This window comes from Citrobacter sp. Cpo100, assembly GCF_030332595.1.
Classification (GTDB): Bacteria; Pseudomonadota; Gammaproteobacteria; order Enterobacterales; family Enterobacteriaceae; genus Citrobacter; species Citrobacter portucalensis.
In genome coordinates, this window is record NZ_JAOWHM010000037.1 from 393,164 (window position 1) to 410,440 (window position 17,277).

The following is a 17,277-nucleotide window of genomic DNA, read 5'->3' on the forward strand; positions in this document are numbered from 1 at the left end:
CACTGGGGGTTTTATGACGTACGCAGTGGAGTTTCATAACGTCTCGCGTTTGTATGGGGATGTTCGTGCAGTTGATGGGGTAAGTATTGCGATTAACGACGGTGAGTTTTTCTCTATGCTGGGGCCATCCGGCTCCGGCAAGACCACTTGTCTGCGCCTGATTGCCGGGTTTGAGCAGCTGTCAGGCGGCGCAATTACCATTTTTGGTAAGCAGGCCAGCGAATTGCCGCCCTGGGAACGGGACGTCAATACGGTATTTCAGGATTACGCGTTGTTCCCGCACATGTCGATTCTCGACAACGTCGCCTACGGGCTGATGGTCAAAGGCATCGATAAAAAACAGCGCCACGCGAAAGCACGTGAAGCGCTGGATAAGGTCGCACTCGGTTTTGTGCATGAGCGTAAACCGTCGCAGCTTTCCGGTGGGCAACGTCAGCGCGTGGCGATTGCCCGGGCGCTGGTCAATGAGCCGCGCGTCCTGCTGTTGGATGAGCCGCTCGGGGCATTGGATCTTAAATTGCGTGAACAGATGCAGCTGGAACTGAAAAAATTACAGCAATCTCTTGGCATCACGTTCATTTTTGTTACCCACGATCAGGGTGAAGCCCTGTCGATGTCCGATCGTGTTGCTGTGTTTAATAACGGTCGCATTGAACAGGTAGATTCTCCGCGTGAACTGTATATGCGTCCACGTACGCCGTTTGTGGCAAGTTTCGTCGGGACGTCAAATGTCTTCGATGCGACGATGTCGGCGAACGTTTGTGGGCTACAGGGGATGTTTTCCCTGCGTCCGGAACACATTCGCTTGAATGATACCGGAGGAGAAGTTCAGGCCCGGGGGGTTATTCAGGCGGTGCAGTATCAGGGGGCGGCGACGCGGTTTGAGCTAAAACTCGCCGGAGGGGAAAAATTGCTGGTTAGCCAGGCGAACCTGACGGGAGAAATGCTACCGTCAACGTTGTCGCCAGGTCAGCAGGTGATGGCATCCTGGTCACGCGACGTGATGGTACCGCTGGTTGAGGAGAGGTGAATGGCTATGAACGTCTTACATTCGCCTCCACAGTCGACCAACCTGAACCGGATCTCAGGTTACTTCTGGCGTAATCCGGGGCTGGGGTTATTTTTGCTGCTCCTCGGACCGCTGATGTGGTTTGGCATCGTCTACTTTGGCTCATTACTGACGCTGTTGTGGCAAGGTTTTTATACCTTCGACGATTTCACCATGTCGGTCACACCAGACCTGACGCTGGCGAATTTGCAGGCGCTGTTTAATCCCGCTAACTACGACATCATTTTGCGCACTCTGACGATGGCGGTAGCGGTCACCATCGCCAGCGCGATTCTGGCGTTTCCGATGGCGTGGTATATGGCTCGCTATACCAGCGGCAAAATGAAGGCTTTTTTTTACATTGCCGTAATGTTGCCAATGTGGGCCAGCTACATCGTTAAAGCCTATGCGTGGACGCTGCTGTTGGCTAAAGACGGCGTGGCGCAGTGGTTTTTAACCCACCTTGGGCTGGAGCCGTTGCTGCTTTCGTTCCTGACATTGCCTGCGGTAGGCGGCAATACGCTGTCAACTTCAGGGTTAGGGCGTTTCCTGGTGTTCGTCTATATCTGGCTGCCGTTTATGATCCTGCCGGTACAGGCCGCCCTGGAGAGACTTCCGCCGTCGCTGTTACAGGCTTCTGCTGATTTGGGCGCGCGTCCGCGTCAAACCTTCCGCTATGTGGTGCTTCCATTGGCGATACCGGGTATTGCAGCGGGTTCGATCTTTACCTTCTCTCTGACGTTGGGTGACTTTATTGTGCCGCAACTGGTGGGACCGCCGGGCTATTTCATCGGCAACATGGTGTATTCGCAACAAGGGGCGATCGGCAATATGCCGATGGCGGCGGCATTTACTCTGGTGCCGATTGTGTTAATCGCACTGTATCTGGCGTTCGTGAAGCGTCTGGGAGCTTTCGATGCACTCTGAACGCGCACCCTGGCTACTCAAACTGGCGGCATGGGGCGGGGTTATTTTCCTGCACTTTCCCATCCTCATCATCGCCACCTATGCTTTTAATACTGAGGAGGCTGCTTTTAGTTTTCCACCCCAGGGATTAACGCTGAAGTGGTTTAGCGTTGCTGCGCAGCGTAGCGATATTCTGGAGTCTGTGACGTTGTCACTTAAAATCGCTGCGTTGTCGACAGCTATTGCCCTTGTTCTGGGGACGCTGGCCGCGGCCGCGCTGTGGCGTAGGGACTTTTTTGGCAAAAGTGCAATATCGCTGTTGCTACTGTTGCCGATCGCGCTGCCGGGCATTATTACCGGCCTTGCGCTGTTGACCGCGTTTAAAACCATCAACCTGGAACCGGGTTTTCTCACGATCGTGGTGGGCCATGCGACATTTTGCGTGGTGGTGGTGTTTAACAACGTTGTGGCGCGTTTTCGCCGTACCTCATGGAGTCTGGTCGAAGCGTCTATGGATCTTGGCGCCAATGGCTGGCAAACCTTTCGTTATGTCGTGCTGCCAAACCTGGCATCGGCACTTCTGGCGGGGGGGATGCTGGCGTTTGCCTTGTCGTTTGATGAAATCATCGTGACAACGTTCACCGCCGGACATGAAAGAACACTTCCTCTGTGGCTGCTCAATCAATTGGGCCGTCCACGGGATGTGCCGGTCACCAACGTTGTGGCATTGCTGGTAATGCTGGTGACAACACTGCCAATTTTAGGGGCCTGGTGGCTAACGCGTGAAGGCGACACTCTCGCCGGAAACGGTAAATAAACGACGATATGGGAAATTGCTATGCAACATCAATTACTGATTAATGGCGAGCTGGTCAACGGTGAAGGTGAAAAGCAGCCAGTCTATAACCCTGCCACTGGTGAACTCATTCTGGAGATTGCTGAGGCGTCAGCCATGCAGGTTGATGCCGCTGTACGTGCGGCAGACGCCGCGTTTGCCACTTGGGGGCAAACCACGCCGAAAGTCCGCTCTGAACTGCTGCTGAAACTAGCGGATGCTATTGCTGATAACGCGCAAACCTTCGCTGAGCTGGAATCACTTAACTGCGGTAAACCGCTGCACTGTGTTCTCAACGATGAAATTCCCGCTATTGTCGATGTTTTCCGTTTCTTCGCCGGTGCGGCGCGTACCCTGCAAGGACAGGCGGCCGGTGAATATCTGGAAGGGCATACCTCGATGATTCGCCGTGATCCGCTGGGCGTGGTGGCATCTATTGCGCCGTGGAACTATCCGCTGATGATGGCGGCGTGGAAGCTGGCTCCAGCGTTGGCGGCGGGGAACTGCGTGGTGATTAAACCGTCAGAAATTACCCCGCTGACGGCGCTTAAATTAGCCGAATTCGCCAAAGACATTTATCCGGCTGGCGTGATTAACGTGCTGTTTGGCCGCGGTAAAACGGTGGGCGATCCGCTGACCGGTCATGAAAAAGTGCGCATGGTTTCGCTGACCGGCTCCATTGCAACCGGTGAACACATTATTCAGCACACCGCGCCGTCAATTAAGCGTACGCATATGGAACTGGGCGGAAAAGCTCCGGTGATCATTTTTGATGATGCCGATCTGGATGCAGTGGTGAGTGGCGTGCGGACCTTTGGTTATTACAACGCCGGGCAAGACTGTACCGCCGCTTGCCGAATTTATGCCCAGAAAGGCATTTATGATGCACTGGTCGAGAAACTTGGCGCCGCCGTTGCCAGCCTGAAAATCGGTCCGCCGAATGATGAATCGACCGAGCTGGGACCAGTGAGCTCGCAGGCACATCTCGATCGCGTGACTAAAGCGGTCGATGAGGCTAAAGCGTTGGGCCATATTAAGGTCATCACCGGCGGTAAAAAAGTGGATGGTTCAGGCTACTATTTTGCCCCGACGCTGCTTGCTGGGGCGAAGCAGGACGATGCCATCGTACAGCGGGAAGTTTTCGGTCCGGTGGTCAGCGTGACCGTATTTGATGATGAAGATCAGGTGCTGGCATGGGCCAACGATTCGAAATACGGCCTGGCATCCTCCGTCTGGACCCGGGATGTTGGGCGAGCGCATCGCTTTAGCGCTCGCCTGCAATATGGTTGCACCTGGGTCAATACCCATTTCACGCTGGTTAGCGAGATGCCGCACGGTGGGCAAAAACAGTCCGGCTATGGAAAGGATATGTCGGTTTATGGGCTGGAGGATTACACGGTTATTCGCCATGTTATGATCAAGCATGAGTAATATCTTAAGCGCGATCGGCGAATGGGGCACGGATAGCTAAATATTGGCATACGTGTGTCTATACTATTCGCGCCACTGGCCTCGTCGCCATCGGACGGCGGTAAGTTGGAAATATCCGCGAGGTCAGGCTAATTGATACAACAAAGCCCCAGCATATAGCCGGGGCTTTGTGCTTTCAGGATCGCCATCGGGTTTATCTGCGGCCCAGGCTGCAAAGCCAGGCGAGTAGGGCACAGACGCTCAGAACCAGCCCCAGTTGCTGCACCATGCCTGCTAAACCCAGCATCATCCCAAGTAACAGGTAATAGCTTAATCCGAACAAAGCACCTGCGGCACCGGCCTGTTCACGGTAGTGACGCAGCGCCTGACTCAGCACATTGGGAATGGCGATACCATAGGCAATCACCACGCCGAACACCGGAATCAGGATCCACGCGGAGTGCTGTAAACACCACGCGACGAGACCTGACAACGCTGCCAGCACACAGGCATAACGTACAAGTCGCTCCGGCGTCAGACCTGTCGTTAACAGTCTTCGGTTCAGCAGGCTACCTGACAGAGAAGCAAACGCAAGTAGCAACCCCGTCCAGCCAAAGGCCCTGGAGCTCCATCCTAATTGCCCAAAAAGAAACGGTGCCAGGCTGTAATAGCTAAACAGCATGGTGTTCAGCAGGGCAACCAGCATGGTGTTTTTCCGCAACTCACTGTCCCGCATCATGCGGGAAAATAGCGCGGCAAGCTTCGGGCTGAGCGTATGTTCGGGCCGGGTTTCTGGCAGCATGGTCGCTGTCAGTATTAGCAGTAGCAACGCCAACAGCACAAGGGCAACAAAGACACCGGTATGGCCGTACAGACTCACTAACCAACCTCCGCTTAGCAGGCCAAAAACCGGACTCAATGCCAGCGCGGCCCCCATCACGGAAAAGACGCGGGATAGCGCAGTTGATTCATAACTGTCCCTTAGCATGGTCTGTACCACGACCGACCCCGCAGCCGCACCGACGGCGGAGATCATCCGTGCCAGCAGCAAAACGCTGAAGTCGGTGGCAACAACGGCCAATGCGCAACCTGTTCCATAGCAGATAAGCCCTGCCAACATCGCCCAACGTCGTCCGATGCAGTCACTTAGCCAACCCCACATCGCTACGCCGACGGCAAAGGCAACAAAATAAACGGAGAGTGTTTGAGCCGCGCGCTCACTGCTTACGTGAAAAGAGGTAGCGATACCCGGCAATGCCGGGCTGTAAATGGTTTCCACCAGTTGTGGAAACATAATCAGTAGCGTAAGAAGCCACAGCGATGGGCGACGAAGTGTGTTCATAGCAATATCCAGAGAGACAGAAAACAGGCGGGCATTATTGCTGAAAGGGATATGTCGTATTACCATTATCAGGACTTTAAATATCAAATATCAGACAGATAATGAAAATTGCCCCTGATGATGCTTTTGATGCGGATAGCTTTGATAAACCGGTAATCGGTATTGCTGCCGATATGGGCGTACATGATTCCGGGCGGCACAGTCATCTTCGTCATCAGCTACTTTTTTCGGCGGCGGGAAGCATTACGATTGAACTGGAGCAGGCCCTGTGTCTGCTACCGCCACGTCGTGCGGTTTGGATCCCGGCAGGCACGGTACATCGCGCCATAATGCGTGGTGTGATGGCATATCGCTCTTTGTACTTTTCTACCACATTGCCGTTATCTGAGTTACCGCTGCAGATAGTCGAAGTTAATCCGCTGTTTTTTGAAGTGATAGAACGTATGGCCTTCTGGCCATGGGAAATGCCTGCCGCACAGCAGTCCAGCCTCATTGCCGTTTTTTGTGAGGAAATGCGTGCCGCCCGCAGTGAAAACTGGACATTGCAGTACCCCTCAGATCCACGGCTCAACGTGTGGCTCAAGGGATTACGCATGGGTGAATTGCCACCACGACTGAATCAATTGTCCCGACAGGTTGGGGCATGCGAGAGGACGATCAGCCGAATATTTATCAGGGATACCGGGATGAATTATCAGGACTGGCGGCAGCAATTTAGGTTGTTAAAAGCCATGGAAATGTTGGCTGATGGATGCCATATCAGCCAGGTCGCGCAATATCTGGAGTTTGTCAGCGACAGTGCTTTTATTGCTTTCTTCCATCAACATACCGGCACAACACCTGGCCGTTATTCGGGCAATATAATGCCGCAGAAGGATTAGGGGTATTACATATTAAGGATAATTTACCCAGTGATAGCAGAGTGGGAAGATTGTTTACTGATGGCAGAGAGAAGATCCTCTCTGCCAGCGGACGCTGCAATTAATCAAGAAGCGTTACATCAAGCAAACCAGCCGAACCTTGCGGATATCAGACTGAAAAGTCCTACAGCAGCAAATATATTTATCAGCACCACAGTTTTACTGGAAACATTCATTTTTGCCACCTTTCGTTTTAACCCTTATGGGTATAGTACGGCTTATAACTATCCGCAATAGTACGAATTCTGAACATAATGAAAATGGGTTGTTTTACAGCCGTTTTTCTTAAATTAATTAATAAAACTTGATGTGAGTCATGAAAAATAGCATATTGCGCGCGATTTTCTCTTCTGGCCAGGATGCCTTAAATGTCCCTATACCAAAAAATGTTGGTTTTTTATGCGGTGATGGCCGTCATCACGGCAATCATCACCTGGTTTCTTTCCCGCGATAAAAAGCGGATCCGCTTTCTTAGCGCGGTATTAGTCGGGGCGACCTGGCCGATGAGTTTTCCCGTTGCGCTGATGTTTTCTCTTTTCTGATGACGGCGTATACGCCGTTTCAGGAGAAAAGCAGGGCATCTAATCGTTTTTTGTCGGTTTCAGAGACATCCTGTGGGTGCTGATATCCCGCATTCTCATTCGCACGGGTGTACAAGGCAACCAGCCAGTCGTAAACGTAACGGCTTGCACCATGCGAGGGTTGTTCATCCAGCTTCGTCAGGCGTAGCATCGGCGATTGCTTCGGCGCGCTAAAAATAGCCGATCCTTTTTGGATCCTGCTGGCAGGGCGCTGTTCCTCAGCAACGTCGGCAAATCCAAGCCAGGTAATAAAATCACCAATATCGGCGTGTAGCTGCGCGGCACAGACGTTTTCTCGCTGCATAATGCGCTGTAAGCGTTGTGGCATCTCCAGGCGATAGCTGGTGGTGACGAGAATGTCGGCAACCTGCCTTAACGTACGGGGATCGAGTCGTAAACGGCGGGCATTATTTTCATCGCGACACCACTGGCGCACGTGGTTAATCCACATTTTGTGTGCCTGATATCCGGTCTCCTGACTTTCCGGCGAGTGTAGTGTGTCACGCACTTCGGCAAACAGGTCAATCTCTTCATTAAATAAACCGCTTACCTGCTCCTCGCGTGGTTGCTGAATACGCAGCAGCGACTCAAAAATGCGCATCGGCGGGAGCAAACCATCCAGCAGTTCGCCATGTTTTGCCGCTTGCGCCTGTAACTGGCGGATCACCGACTCGTGGCTATCCGATTCAGCTTGAGCGGGATTAATCCAGCTTATCAGCGTTTCGCGGATGCGCTGTTGATGCTGCTCGCGTAGAGAAGTCAACCTGGCCTGGCGCTGCTGTGGTGAGGTTGCCTGAGTCAGCCATTCGACAAGACGTTGTAAGCTATGTTTATCCAGCGCCTGCAACGTACCCCAATGCAGCCCGGGCTTGCCCATCAATTGCTGCACGGATTCATCAAGGTTTTGCTGGGTACTAAAACGCGCATCCTGCGGGGTAATGGCCCAAACCACGCCCGGTAATGCGGCATCATGAACAGGTTGGGTATCGTTGACCCAGCCCAACAGCTTGCGGGTGATGGCGGGCGTCTGGGCGCGGGCAGAGACCGCGTTGCAGATTAAGAGCACATCCGGTTGCAGGTGCTGGCGATAATGTTCCAGAATCCAGCCTAATTTTGCCTGCCACAGTGGGTTAGGATGAGCATCCGGGGCGAGGGGAATATCGAGCAGATCGACATTCTCCAGCACCGAGTCTTCAACCGTCAGGACCAGCTCGCGCGTGAGCAGCGCCAGTGACGACAAAGAAAGACTGACCGCATTGAGCAACTGATGATTTTCAATCGGATGAACCACCACATCGCTTTGCGTCTCATTATTGCTGGTCAATGCCACCTGGGTCAGGAAACTTTCGGCCGGTAAACCAAAATGATCAACCAGCAGACTCAGCGGGGCCGCTAATTCTTGCGCGTGTCCGGTTTGTTGCAACGTGTGCGCCAGCGCCAGCCACTGCTGCGTCAGCTCTGGTTGTTCTCCCCACAGTAACGCCCAGGCGTTTGCCCGGGTAGTCAGGTCAAGTGCGGGCAGCAACGTGGCAAACTGATACCATAGTGCATCGTCAATTTGCTGCTGGTTTGCCGGTACGCAGGAGCGCCAGAAACGACCAATTGCCGCAACATCATGTGCGGTAATGCCCGGCACCGGGTGACGTTGACGCAGCGTTTGCCATTTTTCCAGGCGCGCCTCAATAATCGATTTCTCGACCTGTCGGTTGCCCGGGAGCGCGCTGAACTGGGCGATAAATAGCTGTACCAGTTCGGCTTCACTGAGTAATCGCAGACGCAACGGCCATTCGCTATCATGCGGATTTTCATCGCGCGTAAAGCGGATCGCCATATTGGTTGGTGCATGGCCCGGATTAATATGCGAGAAATAATCAAAGCTGCGATCCGGGGTAACAATATTCACTTTGCCAGTGGCATTGCAGCACAATGCCGCCAGCAGATGTGCTTTTGCCGATTGTGAGTGTCCGTATAACCCTATACATCCTTGCGATGAAAAGGTCTCCTTCAACGCAGATTCACTCACTGCGGCTAGCGTAAGCTGTGCCAGCAGGGCATCCGCTTCATCATCAAGACGCGCCGCACGTTGACGGGTATCTACCACCCACTCGATGGCGGCCTGCGCGGTATTTAACATCTTACTCATTTCAGGTACACGCTCCCGCTATCAATCCAGTAATGGCTTCCGCTATGGCGACGGTCTGCCAGCGTATTCAGTTTTAACGTTAAGGCATTGGCGGCAACGGGGGTGCCATCCTGTAACCAGGCATCACTCAGGATGAAGAATTCCGGGCCACTTTCTTTGCTGCCGCCGCGTAGCTGCAGCCGAACATTCAACACGCCATCTCCGGCGATAGTTTTTGCCAGTTCGGCAGAGTTTATGCTGAGCGTATACAGCGGCGTGGCAGGCCAGCGGCTGTTTGCCAGTTGCCGAAATCCTAACGTCACGTTGCCACGTAACGGGAAATGCAACCGGGCATCCAGCTTCGCCCCAGGTTTATCCAGATCAATATCGTGATACCAGATGTTCTCATCGCGCAGGGTATTGACCGTATTATCCAGCACACCGAGAAAGCGTACGGTCGAGTAAGCGCCTATATCGGCAGCTTTAAAGTTAAAACGTGGCAAACGCAAATCCAGCGCCAGGCTGCACAGCATAGCGCCTACAGCAGCGGTGGATTTAGGGTTACCAATCCGCCCCTGTTGGCTGAACGGATACCACTCATGCACGCGGTAGTTATCCATCCAGATCATACGGTTAACCGGAACAGGTTGCAGATGGCGGATCAACGCCTGTACACCCGGTAAACAGGCGGGCCTGCCGGTCACTAATAAGATATCGCAGCGATAATGTGAAATGGCCTCACAAACCGCGTGCAGTGGGGAAGTCAGGGTAAATTGCCCCGCCAATAGTGCTTCTTGTAACTGCCTGAACTGTACCTGTAACGGCACGCTCAGAACATCAAACGCTGGCGACCCTGCTGGCAACGCATGATCGATAGCCTGTTGGATGTAGTTCATCACGTTGCGCGTGGGTTGTTGACTCAGGAGTTCCCCAAAGGTGGCATGTAGTCCGGCGACCGGATCGTTAATATCGCTTTGTTCCCAGGCAGAGAGGACCGCATGACCAAGCGGCATAAAGAGCTGCAATGCCGTTTGTTGACGCAGAATTGCTTGAGTATCGATGCGCCCGGAATCGCCAAATAGCGTGGCCAGCAATGCGGCGGCGTCGGTCACGCCAGCCTGTTGTAAGCGGGTTTGCAGTGCAGGCAACACGCAGCGCTGAATCACGTCCAGCAGCATGTCATCGCCCGCAACTTTAAAACCTTCACGGAACAGCAGATGCGGGGTAATTTTGACGTTCGCGCCAACGCCGTCATCAAGCTGGTAATGAACGACGGCCATATCCGTTGTCCCGCCGCCAATGTCGATCGATGCCACGCGCAGTGCACGGCCTTTAGTCTCACCAGGCTCCGGCAAACGGTCTGGGCGGGCAAGGGCGTTAAAGAACGATTCGGTGTGGCCATCGTAGTGTGAGATAGCCTCGTTATACAGCCACACCAGTTGCCCGCAACTGGCTTCATCCCATTCCATCTGAATTTCAGGTACGGGAACCACACTCTTTTCCTGCTGCTTACGGGTGGTGAAGTCTTCATCCTGCGGGTGCCAGCCCATTGCTTTCCAGACCAGGGCAATAGCTTCAAACATGCGCAGGCGGAAAATCTCGCGCTCCTGTTTGGGCATCGCCGACGGTAGGGTCAGGATCAGCGTCCGCAACTGACGAGGAGACGCCGGGAATCCGAGGCGCAAACGCGTCGCTACGCTGTTAATTTGCCCCAGCGCCTGGGCCAGTATTTCGCACAGCATATGCGTCATCAGCGTGCTGCGGCTGTATTGTGGTGAGAACACTGGCAGACGATCGTCCTGCGGCAGGCTGAACAGCGGCTGCCCGTCATCGTTCATCAGGTTCATCAGCGGGAAGGCGGTAGCCAGCGGTTCGCGCTGGGTTTTGCCATTCATCTGGCTAAAGCGCCAGTCATGCAGCACCGGCGTTTCATCCCACAGATAGCGGCGCGGGCTTGAGATCCCACTGTTGCCCTCGGTGCCCATACGCTGCATCGCCAGCTTACGGGCTTCATCACCCACACGTACAATCGACGGCCAGATAAAGGCGTCATCACGTCCGCTCTCAACGGAAAAGTGCTGTTTACCGAACCGCGCTTCGGAAAACTCCAGCCGACTGGTGAATAGCGGATCGTTGAGGAACTGCGGCTCGCTTAACGAACGGACCTGCAATTCAGCGGTCTGACGCAGCCCGTCATTGGCATCCCCGTGATCTTCAATCAGGACACCACAGGTATGGGTATTACCGATATCCAAAATAAGATCGACGGGAATGGCGGGTGTGCTAAGGGTGTGCGTAACCAGTTTCACTTCCGGGACGGAAAGCTGCTCACCTAACAGGGTCAGCACATTCAGCCAGTGCGCCTGGTATTCAAAGTTACGCAGCGCCTGCTGGATCTCTTGTTCTGAGCGGTTCTCATGTTGGGTGACATGGTGCATAAAAGATTCGCGCAACCAGCCGTCAATCCAGGTCTGGTCAAGGAAATCAGCAATTTCGTTGTCATGCCAGGCCAGCGCAAACCGTGTACCGTTAAGCAGATCATTTTCGTTGGGGGTTAACGCCGCAGGGGCATTTTCAGTAAGCTGGCTGTCCAGCGCTACGGTAACACGGTGGGTGTTGCCCGCGCTGTCCGGCTGCGGCAGCTTTCGCACCTGCACGCGTGCCCAGTTATCCGGGCCTTCAACAAACGTACGCGGCGGGTTAAAGCGCAAAAACGGCAGCGGCAGCCAGACGCCGTCGAGCACGTCCAGCGAATAGTGCAGCGTCTGAGTACTTTCCGGCTTCACCACTTCGGGTTGCGCGCCGGTGCTGCCCGGTAGGGTATAGCGTCCTGACGTCAGATCGAAGTCTAGTCTCAGTAGCGGACCGTTTGCCGTTTTGCGCACAAAGCGTCCATGGTGCGCAGATTCCTGCGGCGTGAGGCCGAAATCCAGAAATTGCACACCGCTATTGGCGATGAGCGTCACGCTCTGTTTGTAATCACACAGATTCACCAACATAAAATCAGGCACCTATCTTTTTGATCGTCAGAGGGATTTCCGCGTGATCGTCATAACGCGCGGTACAGGCGGCGACGTCATTGGTTCCCGCTTTGCAGGTAATTTCAGGCATCGGATAACGTGAACCGTCGGTACAACGGGCATTGCCGCGACTCTTAATCATTAATTCACCCGACTGGTGCAAACCAGAGAAAATCTCGGCACGACAAACAATGTTGTCACCATGAACCACGCGCGCAGTGCCTTTATTGGCCTGGATCTGATAGCGCAGCGACGGCGCTTTGCCGCTCACCGGATCTTTAACATCGACCATGACGCGCCAGTTACCGTTGAGAAAACGCGTCGTTCCTGCCTTCATCTGGTTGGCATCCATCACCAGCGCATCTTTTGGAATTGCGGCGATCACCACTGGTCCTTCGGCAGGTTTCTCTTTCTTCGCAGCGGGAGTCACTTCAGCACGATGCAGGGGCAGTGCAGACGTCAGTGCTGGCAGCGGTGCCATATCAACCTTAGCGACTTCAACAGCGGCGGCTGCGGGTACGGGCTGGATGGTCTGTTGCTTCCACAGCAGCGGTCCAACAATGGCTGCAATAATCACTGCGGCAACGGGCAGGCTCCACAGCGGCAGGCGGCGTATGGGCTTCTCCTGTACCGGCGGCGCAGTAACTTCAGGTTCGTTAACAATGACCGGGGGTTGAGGTTCTGGTTCAGCCGGTTTTGGCAGATCAACGACCGGCGTCAGTAAGGGGGCATCGGCCTCGGCAAAGGTAATTTCCGGTGCGATTTCTTCTTCCTGTTCTGGCTCTGCTACGGTAACCACAGGAGGAACATCGGCAATGCGCAGGCAGTCGAGCACATCGTCGCGGGGATTTTCATTCAAATTGACGAAGCCCCAGAACGTAATAACGGGTTTGCCATCAACCAGAAACACGTGATTTTCACCGGGAAATTGGATGGCTTTTTCGAGCAGCGAGCCAAACAGCTGTAGCGAGGTTTTCCCCGATTGCAGACTTTTACGGCTCAGGGCCGCCGCGTTTTCCAGCGTGCTTCCCAGATAGCGCAGTGCCCGAAAACGAGCCTCTTCATCAGCGGCTTTCCACGCCACGGCTTTCCCTTCTATCGGGGAATACCAGTCAACCCGATCGCCGTTGTCGTTAATTTGTGGGATCGCCAGACAATCCACCATCGCCTGCTGTTTACGCAGACGAAGCGTTTCACGAATTTGCAATGCTGAATCAAACACGGCCTGACCACCGCCGCCCACGGCCTGATAGTCATCCAAATTGCCGCTGCGCAAGAGAGTTTTTGCCACGTTGTTACCCCTTAGACTTCTTCACGTATCTACTTTACGTTTTATAAAAGCGAGCAAACGGCGAAAGAGAGGCAAAAAGGGGCTAATTTTCATGGCATAGAGTGCCGGGAAAAATCTTGACGTTTTGAAAAAGACTTAAGGGAAATTAATTCGCTTAGGGTGATGAATTATTCAGCGAAATACACCGGATTAGAATAACCTGATAGTGATTTGTTATTGGTCAGTTTTTGTCAGCTATGCTCTGATATCTCGGTTAATAATAAAATAAGAAGGCTTATAACCATGATTGCAAGGAAAACGTTACTCGCGCTGGCTCTCAGCACCGTCTTACCGTCAGGCGCTGCGTTCGCGGCCAATACTGACACCATCATCTACTGCTCTGAAGCATCGCCGGAGTCATTTAACCCGCAAATTGCCAGTTCCGGTCCCTCATTTGTGGCCAGTTCACAAGTGCTCTACAACCGACTCATCAACTTTGATCCGGTAAAGAATACCCCGATACCGTCTCTGGCAACGGACTGGACGATTTCCCCGGACGGTAAGACTTACACGTTTACCCTGCGTCAGGGCGTGAAATTCAACAGCAATAAATTCTTTAAACCGACCCGCGACTTCAACGCTGATGACGTGATTTTCTCGGTATTACGACAGAAAGATGCCGATCATCCGTATCACAAAGTTTCTCAGGGAAGCTACGAATACTTTAACGATGTCGGTCTGGATAAACTGATTAAAGAAGTGAAGAAGGTCGATGATTATCACGTTCAGTTTGTCCTCAATGAACCTAATGCTGCGTTTCTTGCCGACTGGGGTATGGATTTTGCCTCTATCCTTTCTGCGGAATATGCCGATGCGATGCTGAAAAAAGGCACCCCGGAAAACGTCGATAACTGGCCGATTGGCACCGGGCCTTACGTGTTGCAACAGTACAAGCTGGACTCGCAAATCCGCTATCTCGCTAACCCTAACTACTGGGATGGCACCGTTCCAACAAAGCACCTGATCTTCTCCATCACGCCAAACGTCCAGACGCGGCTGGCAAAACTGCAAACCAATGAGTGCCAGATAATCCCGGCGCCAGCCCCCGTACAATTTGACGAGATTAAAAAGAATAAAGATTTGACGCTGCATTCAGTTGAAGCGCTAAACGTCGGGTATCTGGCGTTTAACACCGAGAAAAAACCGTTTGATAACGTGCTGGTGCGCCAGGCGCTAAACTACGCGACCGATAAAAAGGCCATTATTAACGCCGTCTTCTTAGGTTCCGGTACGGTGGCAAAATCGCCGATTCCACCGAATATGATGGGGTTCAATAAAGATCTGCAGGATTACGCTTACGACCCGCAAAAGGCGAAAGATCTGCTGAAGCAGGCGGGGCTGGAAAACGGCTTTGAAGCGACGTTGTGGTCAATGCCGGTTCAGCGCCCTTACAACCCGAACTCCCGACGGATTGCTGAGATGATCCAGAGCGACTGGGCAAAGGTGGGCGTGAAGGCGAAAATTGTGTCGTACGAGTGGGGGGAATATCTCTCCGGAATGCGTAAAGGTGAGCATGACACCGCGTTGTTTGGCTGGATGTCAGACAACGGCGATCCGGATAATTTCGCCGATGTGCTGCTGGGCTGCGACAGCATAAAAACCGGATCTAACGCCGCGCGCTGGTGCGATAAAGAGTATAATTCGCTGGTTCAAAAGGCGAAGCTGGTGAGTAAACCGGAAGAGCGCGCCGCGCTTTACCAGCAATCGCAAGAGATTTTCTACCAGCAGGCTCCGTGGATAGCCCTGGCAAACGGTAAAACGTTCTATGCTACGCGCAGCAACGTCAGCGGATACAGCGTCAGCCTGATGGGCAGTGATTTTTCAAAAGCAAAATTAAATTAATGAGTTAAGGAGAGGTTATGTCGCATCTGGATGAGGTCAGCGCACGTGTTGATGCCGCCATTGAAGAGAGCGTCATTACGCATATGAATGAATTGCTGATTGAGCTCAGCGATGATGTCGCGTTGAGCCGGGAAGATCGCTATACCCAGCAACAGCGTTTGCGTACGGCTATCGCACATCATGGCCGTCAGCATAAAGAAGATATGGAAGCCCGTCGCGAACAGTTGACCAAAGGCGGCACAATCCTCTGATATTTCACTTATCCGACCTACAGGCACGTTCTGTAGGTCTGATAAGTGAAGCGCCGTCAGGCAATTAAAATGAACGTCTCGCCACCAGCCACGCCCCGATGACCAACAGCACCGCGCCACAGACCGGACCTACCAGCGCCCGCAGCGGCACGCTGTGACTACGTAGAATATCCAGCACCAGCCCGCCGATTAACTGGCTAGCCACCAGCACCGCGATAGTGGTAGCGGCCCCCACATTTTGGTACCCACTGATGCTGGCGAAAACAAAGAACGATCCCAGCAATCCGGGGATGAGTGTCCACCAGCGCACGCTGGATACCAGTTCTCCAAATCCCACAGCTCCTTGCTTAAACCACAGTATGCTGACAAACAGCACGATCCCGACCAGCGAGTTAAGCAACATGGCGATGAGGATCGTCGAGGATGTCTGGGTGATGCGTACCATCAAGGTATTTTGCACCACCAGACCAATACCTGCGGCAATCAGAAAGGAGAGGGTCAGCGTCTGGTTCATCTACGGGCATCCGGATCGCGGCGATCGTCTAGCTGTAACTGCATGAAGGTCAGATCCAGCCAACGCCCAAATTTGGTTCCAACCTGCGGCATTTGCGCGGTGGTTTTAAAACCCAGCAAGCTGTGCAGATGCAGTGATGCCTGATTCTGAGACTCAATACCTGCCACCATCACATGCTTGCCGCATGCGCGGGCTTCGTCTATCAGTCTGCTGAGCAGTGCCCGTCCTAGCCCTTTTCCCTGATGTTCAGGATGAACATACACCGAATGTTCAACGGTATGACGGAAGCCATCAAAGTTACGCCAGTCGCCAAAGGAGGCGTATCCCGTAACCACGCCATTCTCTTCACTCACCAGCACCGGATACCCCATCAATTGGCGGGCTTCATACCAGGAAATACGGTTTTCGGCATCGACCGTTTGATCGTTCCAGATAGCCGCCGTATGCAGTACCGCATGGTTGTAGATTTCTGCAATGGCGGCGCAGTCTTCTTTGCTGGCAAATCGAATTGACATGTTGAACCTCAGGGGTTGTTCACTATAGTATTACAATATGAATACTATTGAAGACAGCATAAATCAACGGATCAGTGCAAGAATTCGCATTGAGAGGGAATCTCGCGGTTGGTCACTCACGGAACTTGCCGAGCGCGCGGGTGTGTCGCGGGCCATGATCCATAAAATAGAGCGCGGCGAGAGTAGTCCAACGGCTACGCTGCTGGGCAGGCTTTCCGGCGCGTTTGGCATCAGCATGTCTACCCTGATTGCGCGGGCTGAAATGCAGGAGGGCAAGCTGCTGCGATTCGTCGATCAGCCTGTTTGGCACGATCCACAAAGTCACTATCTGCGTCGCCATGTTTCACCGCGCAGCGATCTGCCTATCGATCTGGTGCAGATCGAATTACCCGCCGGAAGTGATATCCCGATGCCAGCCTCTTCCTATGTGCAGGCCAGACAACTTATCTGGTTACAGCAGGGAGAATTAGTCTTTGTCGAAGGGGACGTACGCCATGAAATGCAGGCAGGTGATTGCCTGGAACTTGGCCCGCCGAATGACTGTCGGTTTATCAATGAAACCGCGCAACCCTGCGTTTACCTGGTTGTGCGGTTAAACCACGTCGTCAGCTAAATAGCAGGAACAGGCTGCTACTATTGAT

Annotated in this window: 16 protein-coding genes; 9 read left to right on the forward strand and 7 right to left on the reverse strand. The window is 53.4% G+C overall.

Translation table 11 applies throughout. The features are described 5' to 3' along the window. Nucleotides 1-13 precede the first annotated feature (13 nt). From OGX96_RS17465 to patD, 4 genes are read left to right on the forward strand one after another with little or no spacing between them, the layout of a single operon-like run. On the forward strand, nucleotides 14-1,030 hold the full coding sequence (locus OGX96_RS17465) for an ABC transporter ATP-binding protein (RefSeq protein WP_048235324.1): 1,017 nt from the start codon (nucleotides 14-16) through the stop codon (nucleotides 1,028-1,030). Beyond that, nucleotides 1,031-1,975 (forward strand): ABC transporter permease, encoded by a 945-nt coding sequence (locus OGX96_RS17470; RefSeq protein ID WP_003833133.1) that lies wholly within the window; start codon nucleotides 1,031-1,033, stop codon nucleotides 1,973-1,975. Further along, complete coding sequence (locus OGX96_RS17475; protein WP_003020204.1) at nucleotides 1,965-2,771, forward strand: ABC transporter permease; 807 nt, start codon at nucleotides 1,965-1,967, stop codon at nucleotides 2,769-2,771. The genes OGX96_RS17470 and OGX96_RS17475 overlap by 11 nt, the downstream gene beginning before the upstream one ends. A 21-nt stretch (nucleotides 2,772-2,792) precedes the next feature. After that, entirely contained in the window at nucleotides 2,793-4,220 is a 1,428-nt protein-coding gene (gene patD / locus OGX96_RS17480; RefSeq protein ID WP_003833127.1) for an aminobutyraldehyde dehydrogenase, read from the forward strand. Between the two features lie 193 nt (nucleotides 4,221-4,413). On the opposite strand, the gene OGX96_RS17485 is transcribed toward patD, so the two are convergent. Next, nucleotides 4,414-5,541, reverse strand: coding sequence for a multidrug effflux MFS transporter (locus OGX96_RS17485; protein WP_198802255.1), 1,128 nt, complete (start codon nucleotides 5,539-5,541; stop codon nucleotides 4,414-4,416). Nucleotides 5,542-5,642: 101 nt separating this feature from the next. Between OGX96_RS17485 and OGX96_RS17490 the strand changes: the two genes are divergently transcribed. Next, entirely contained in the window at nucleotides 5,643-6,422 is a 780-nt protein-coding gene (locus OGX96_RS17490) for an AraC family transcriptional regulator (RefSeq protein WP_111465548.1), read from the forward strand. 119 nt (nucleotides 6,423-6,541) lie between these two features. Here OGX96_RS17490 and yncL read toward each other — a convergent pair whose 3' ends face one another. Further along, nucleotides 6,542-6,637 (reverse strand): stress response membrane protein YncL, encoded by a 96-nt coding sequence (yncL, locus tag OGX96_RS17495; RefSeq protein ID WP_071524268.1) that lies wholly within the window; start codon nucleotides 6,635-6,637, stop codon nucleotides 6,542-6,544. Between the two features lie 192 nt (nucleotides 6,638-6,829). Here yncL and OGX96_RS17500 point away from each other — a divergent pair, with 192 nt between their 5' ends. Beyond that, nucleotides 6,830-7,003: a GhoT/OrtT family toxin gene (locus OGX96_RS17500; RefSeq protein ID WP_003020198.1), complete on the forward strand. Its 174-nt coding sequence runs from the start codon at nucleotides 6,830-6,832 to the stop codon at nucleotides 7,001-7,003. A 19-nt stretch (nucleotides 7,004-7,022) separates the two neighbouring features. On the opposite strand, the gene OGX96_RS17505 is transcribed toward OGX96_RS17500, so the two are convergent. Genes OGX96_RS17505 through OGX96_RS17515 form a run of 3 tightly spaced genes read right to left on the reverse strand, consistent with a single transcriptional unit; the run spans nucleotide 7,023 to nucleotide 13,475 of the window. Continuing rightward, nucleotides 7,023-9,185, reverse strand: coding sequence for a virulence factor SrfC family protein (locus OGX96_RS17505; RefSeq protein WP_198802253.1), 2,163 nt, complete (start codon nucleotides 9,183-9,185; stop codon nucleotides 7,023-7,025). After that, entirely contained in the window at nucleotides 9,182-12,163 is a 2,982-nt protein-coding gene (locus OGX96_RS17510; RefSeq protein ID WP_060683725.1) for a virulence factor SrfB, read from the reverse strand. Before OGX96_RS17510 ends, OGX96_RS17505 begins: the two co-directional genes overlap by 4 nt. A gap of 4 nt (nucleotides 12,164-12,167) precedes the next feature. Further along, nucleotides 12,168-13,475: an SrfA family protein gene (locus OGX96_RS17515; RefSeq protein ID WP_198802251.1), complete on the reverse strand. Its 1,308-nt coding sequence runs from the start codon at nucleotides 13,473-13,475 to the stop codon at nucleotides 12,168-12,170. Nucleotides 13,476-13,757: 282 nt separating this feature from the next. On the opposite strand from OGX96_RS17515, the gene OGX96_RS17520 reads away from it, so the two are divergent. Continuing rightward, nucleotides 13,758-15,356, forward strand: coding sequence for an ABC transporter substrate-binding protein (locus OGX96_RS17520; RefSeq protein WP_198802250.1), 1,599 nt, complete (start codon nucleotides 13,758-13,760; stop codon nucleotides 15,354-15,356). 17 nt (nucleotides 15,357-15,373) lie between these two features. Next, entirely contained in the window at nucleotides 15,374-15,607 is a 234-nt protein-coding gene (locus tag OGX96_RS17525) for a YdcY family protein (protein ID WP_003020183.1), read from the forward strand. A 64-nt stretch (nucleotides 15,608-15,671) separates the two neighbouring features. Here OGX96_RS17525 and OGX96_RS17530 read toward each other — a convergent pair whose 3' ends face one another. Both OGX96_RS17530 and OGX96_RS17535 read right to left on the reverse strand, forming a co-directional pair. Continuing rightward, nucleotides 15,672-16,121 carry a DMT family transporter gene (locus OGX96_RS17530; RefSeq protein ID WP_286583735.1) on the reverse strand — a complete coding sequence of 150 codons (450 nt, stop codon included), beginning with the start codon at nucleotides 16,119-16,121 and terminating at the stop codon, nucleotides 15,672-15,674. Beyond that, on the reverse strand, nucleotides 16,118-16,636 hold the full coding sequence (locus OGX96_RS17535) for a GNAT family N-acetyltransferase (protein WP_048235335.1): 519 nt from the start codon (nucleotides 16,634-16,636) through the stop codon (nucleotides 16,118-16,120). The genes OGX96_RS17530 and OGX96_RS17535 overlap by 4 nt, the downstream gene beginning before the upstream one ends. A gap of 37 nt (nucleotides 16,637-16,673) precedes the next feature. Here OGX96_RS17535 and OGX96_RS17540 point away from each other — a divergent pair, with 37 nt between their 5' ends. Then, nucleotides 16,674-17,249, forward strand: coding sequence for a helix-turn-helix domain-containing protein (locus tag OGX96_RS17540; RefSeq protein WP_003833097.1), 576 nt, complete (start codon nucleotides 16,674-16,676; stop codon nucleotides 17,247-17,249). Nucleotides 17,250-17,277 lie beyond the last annotated feature (28 nt).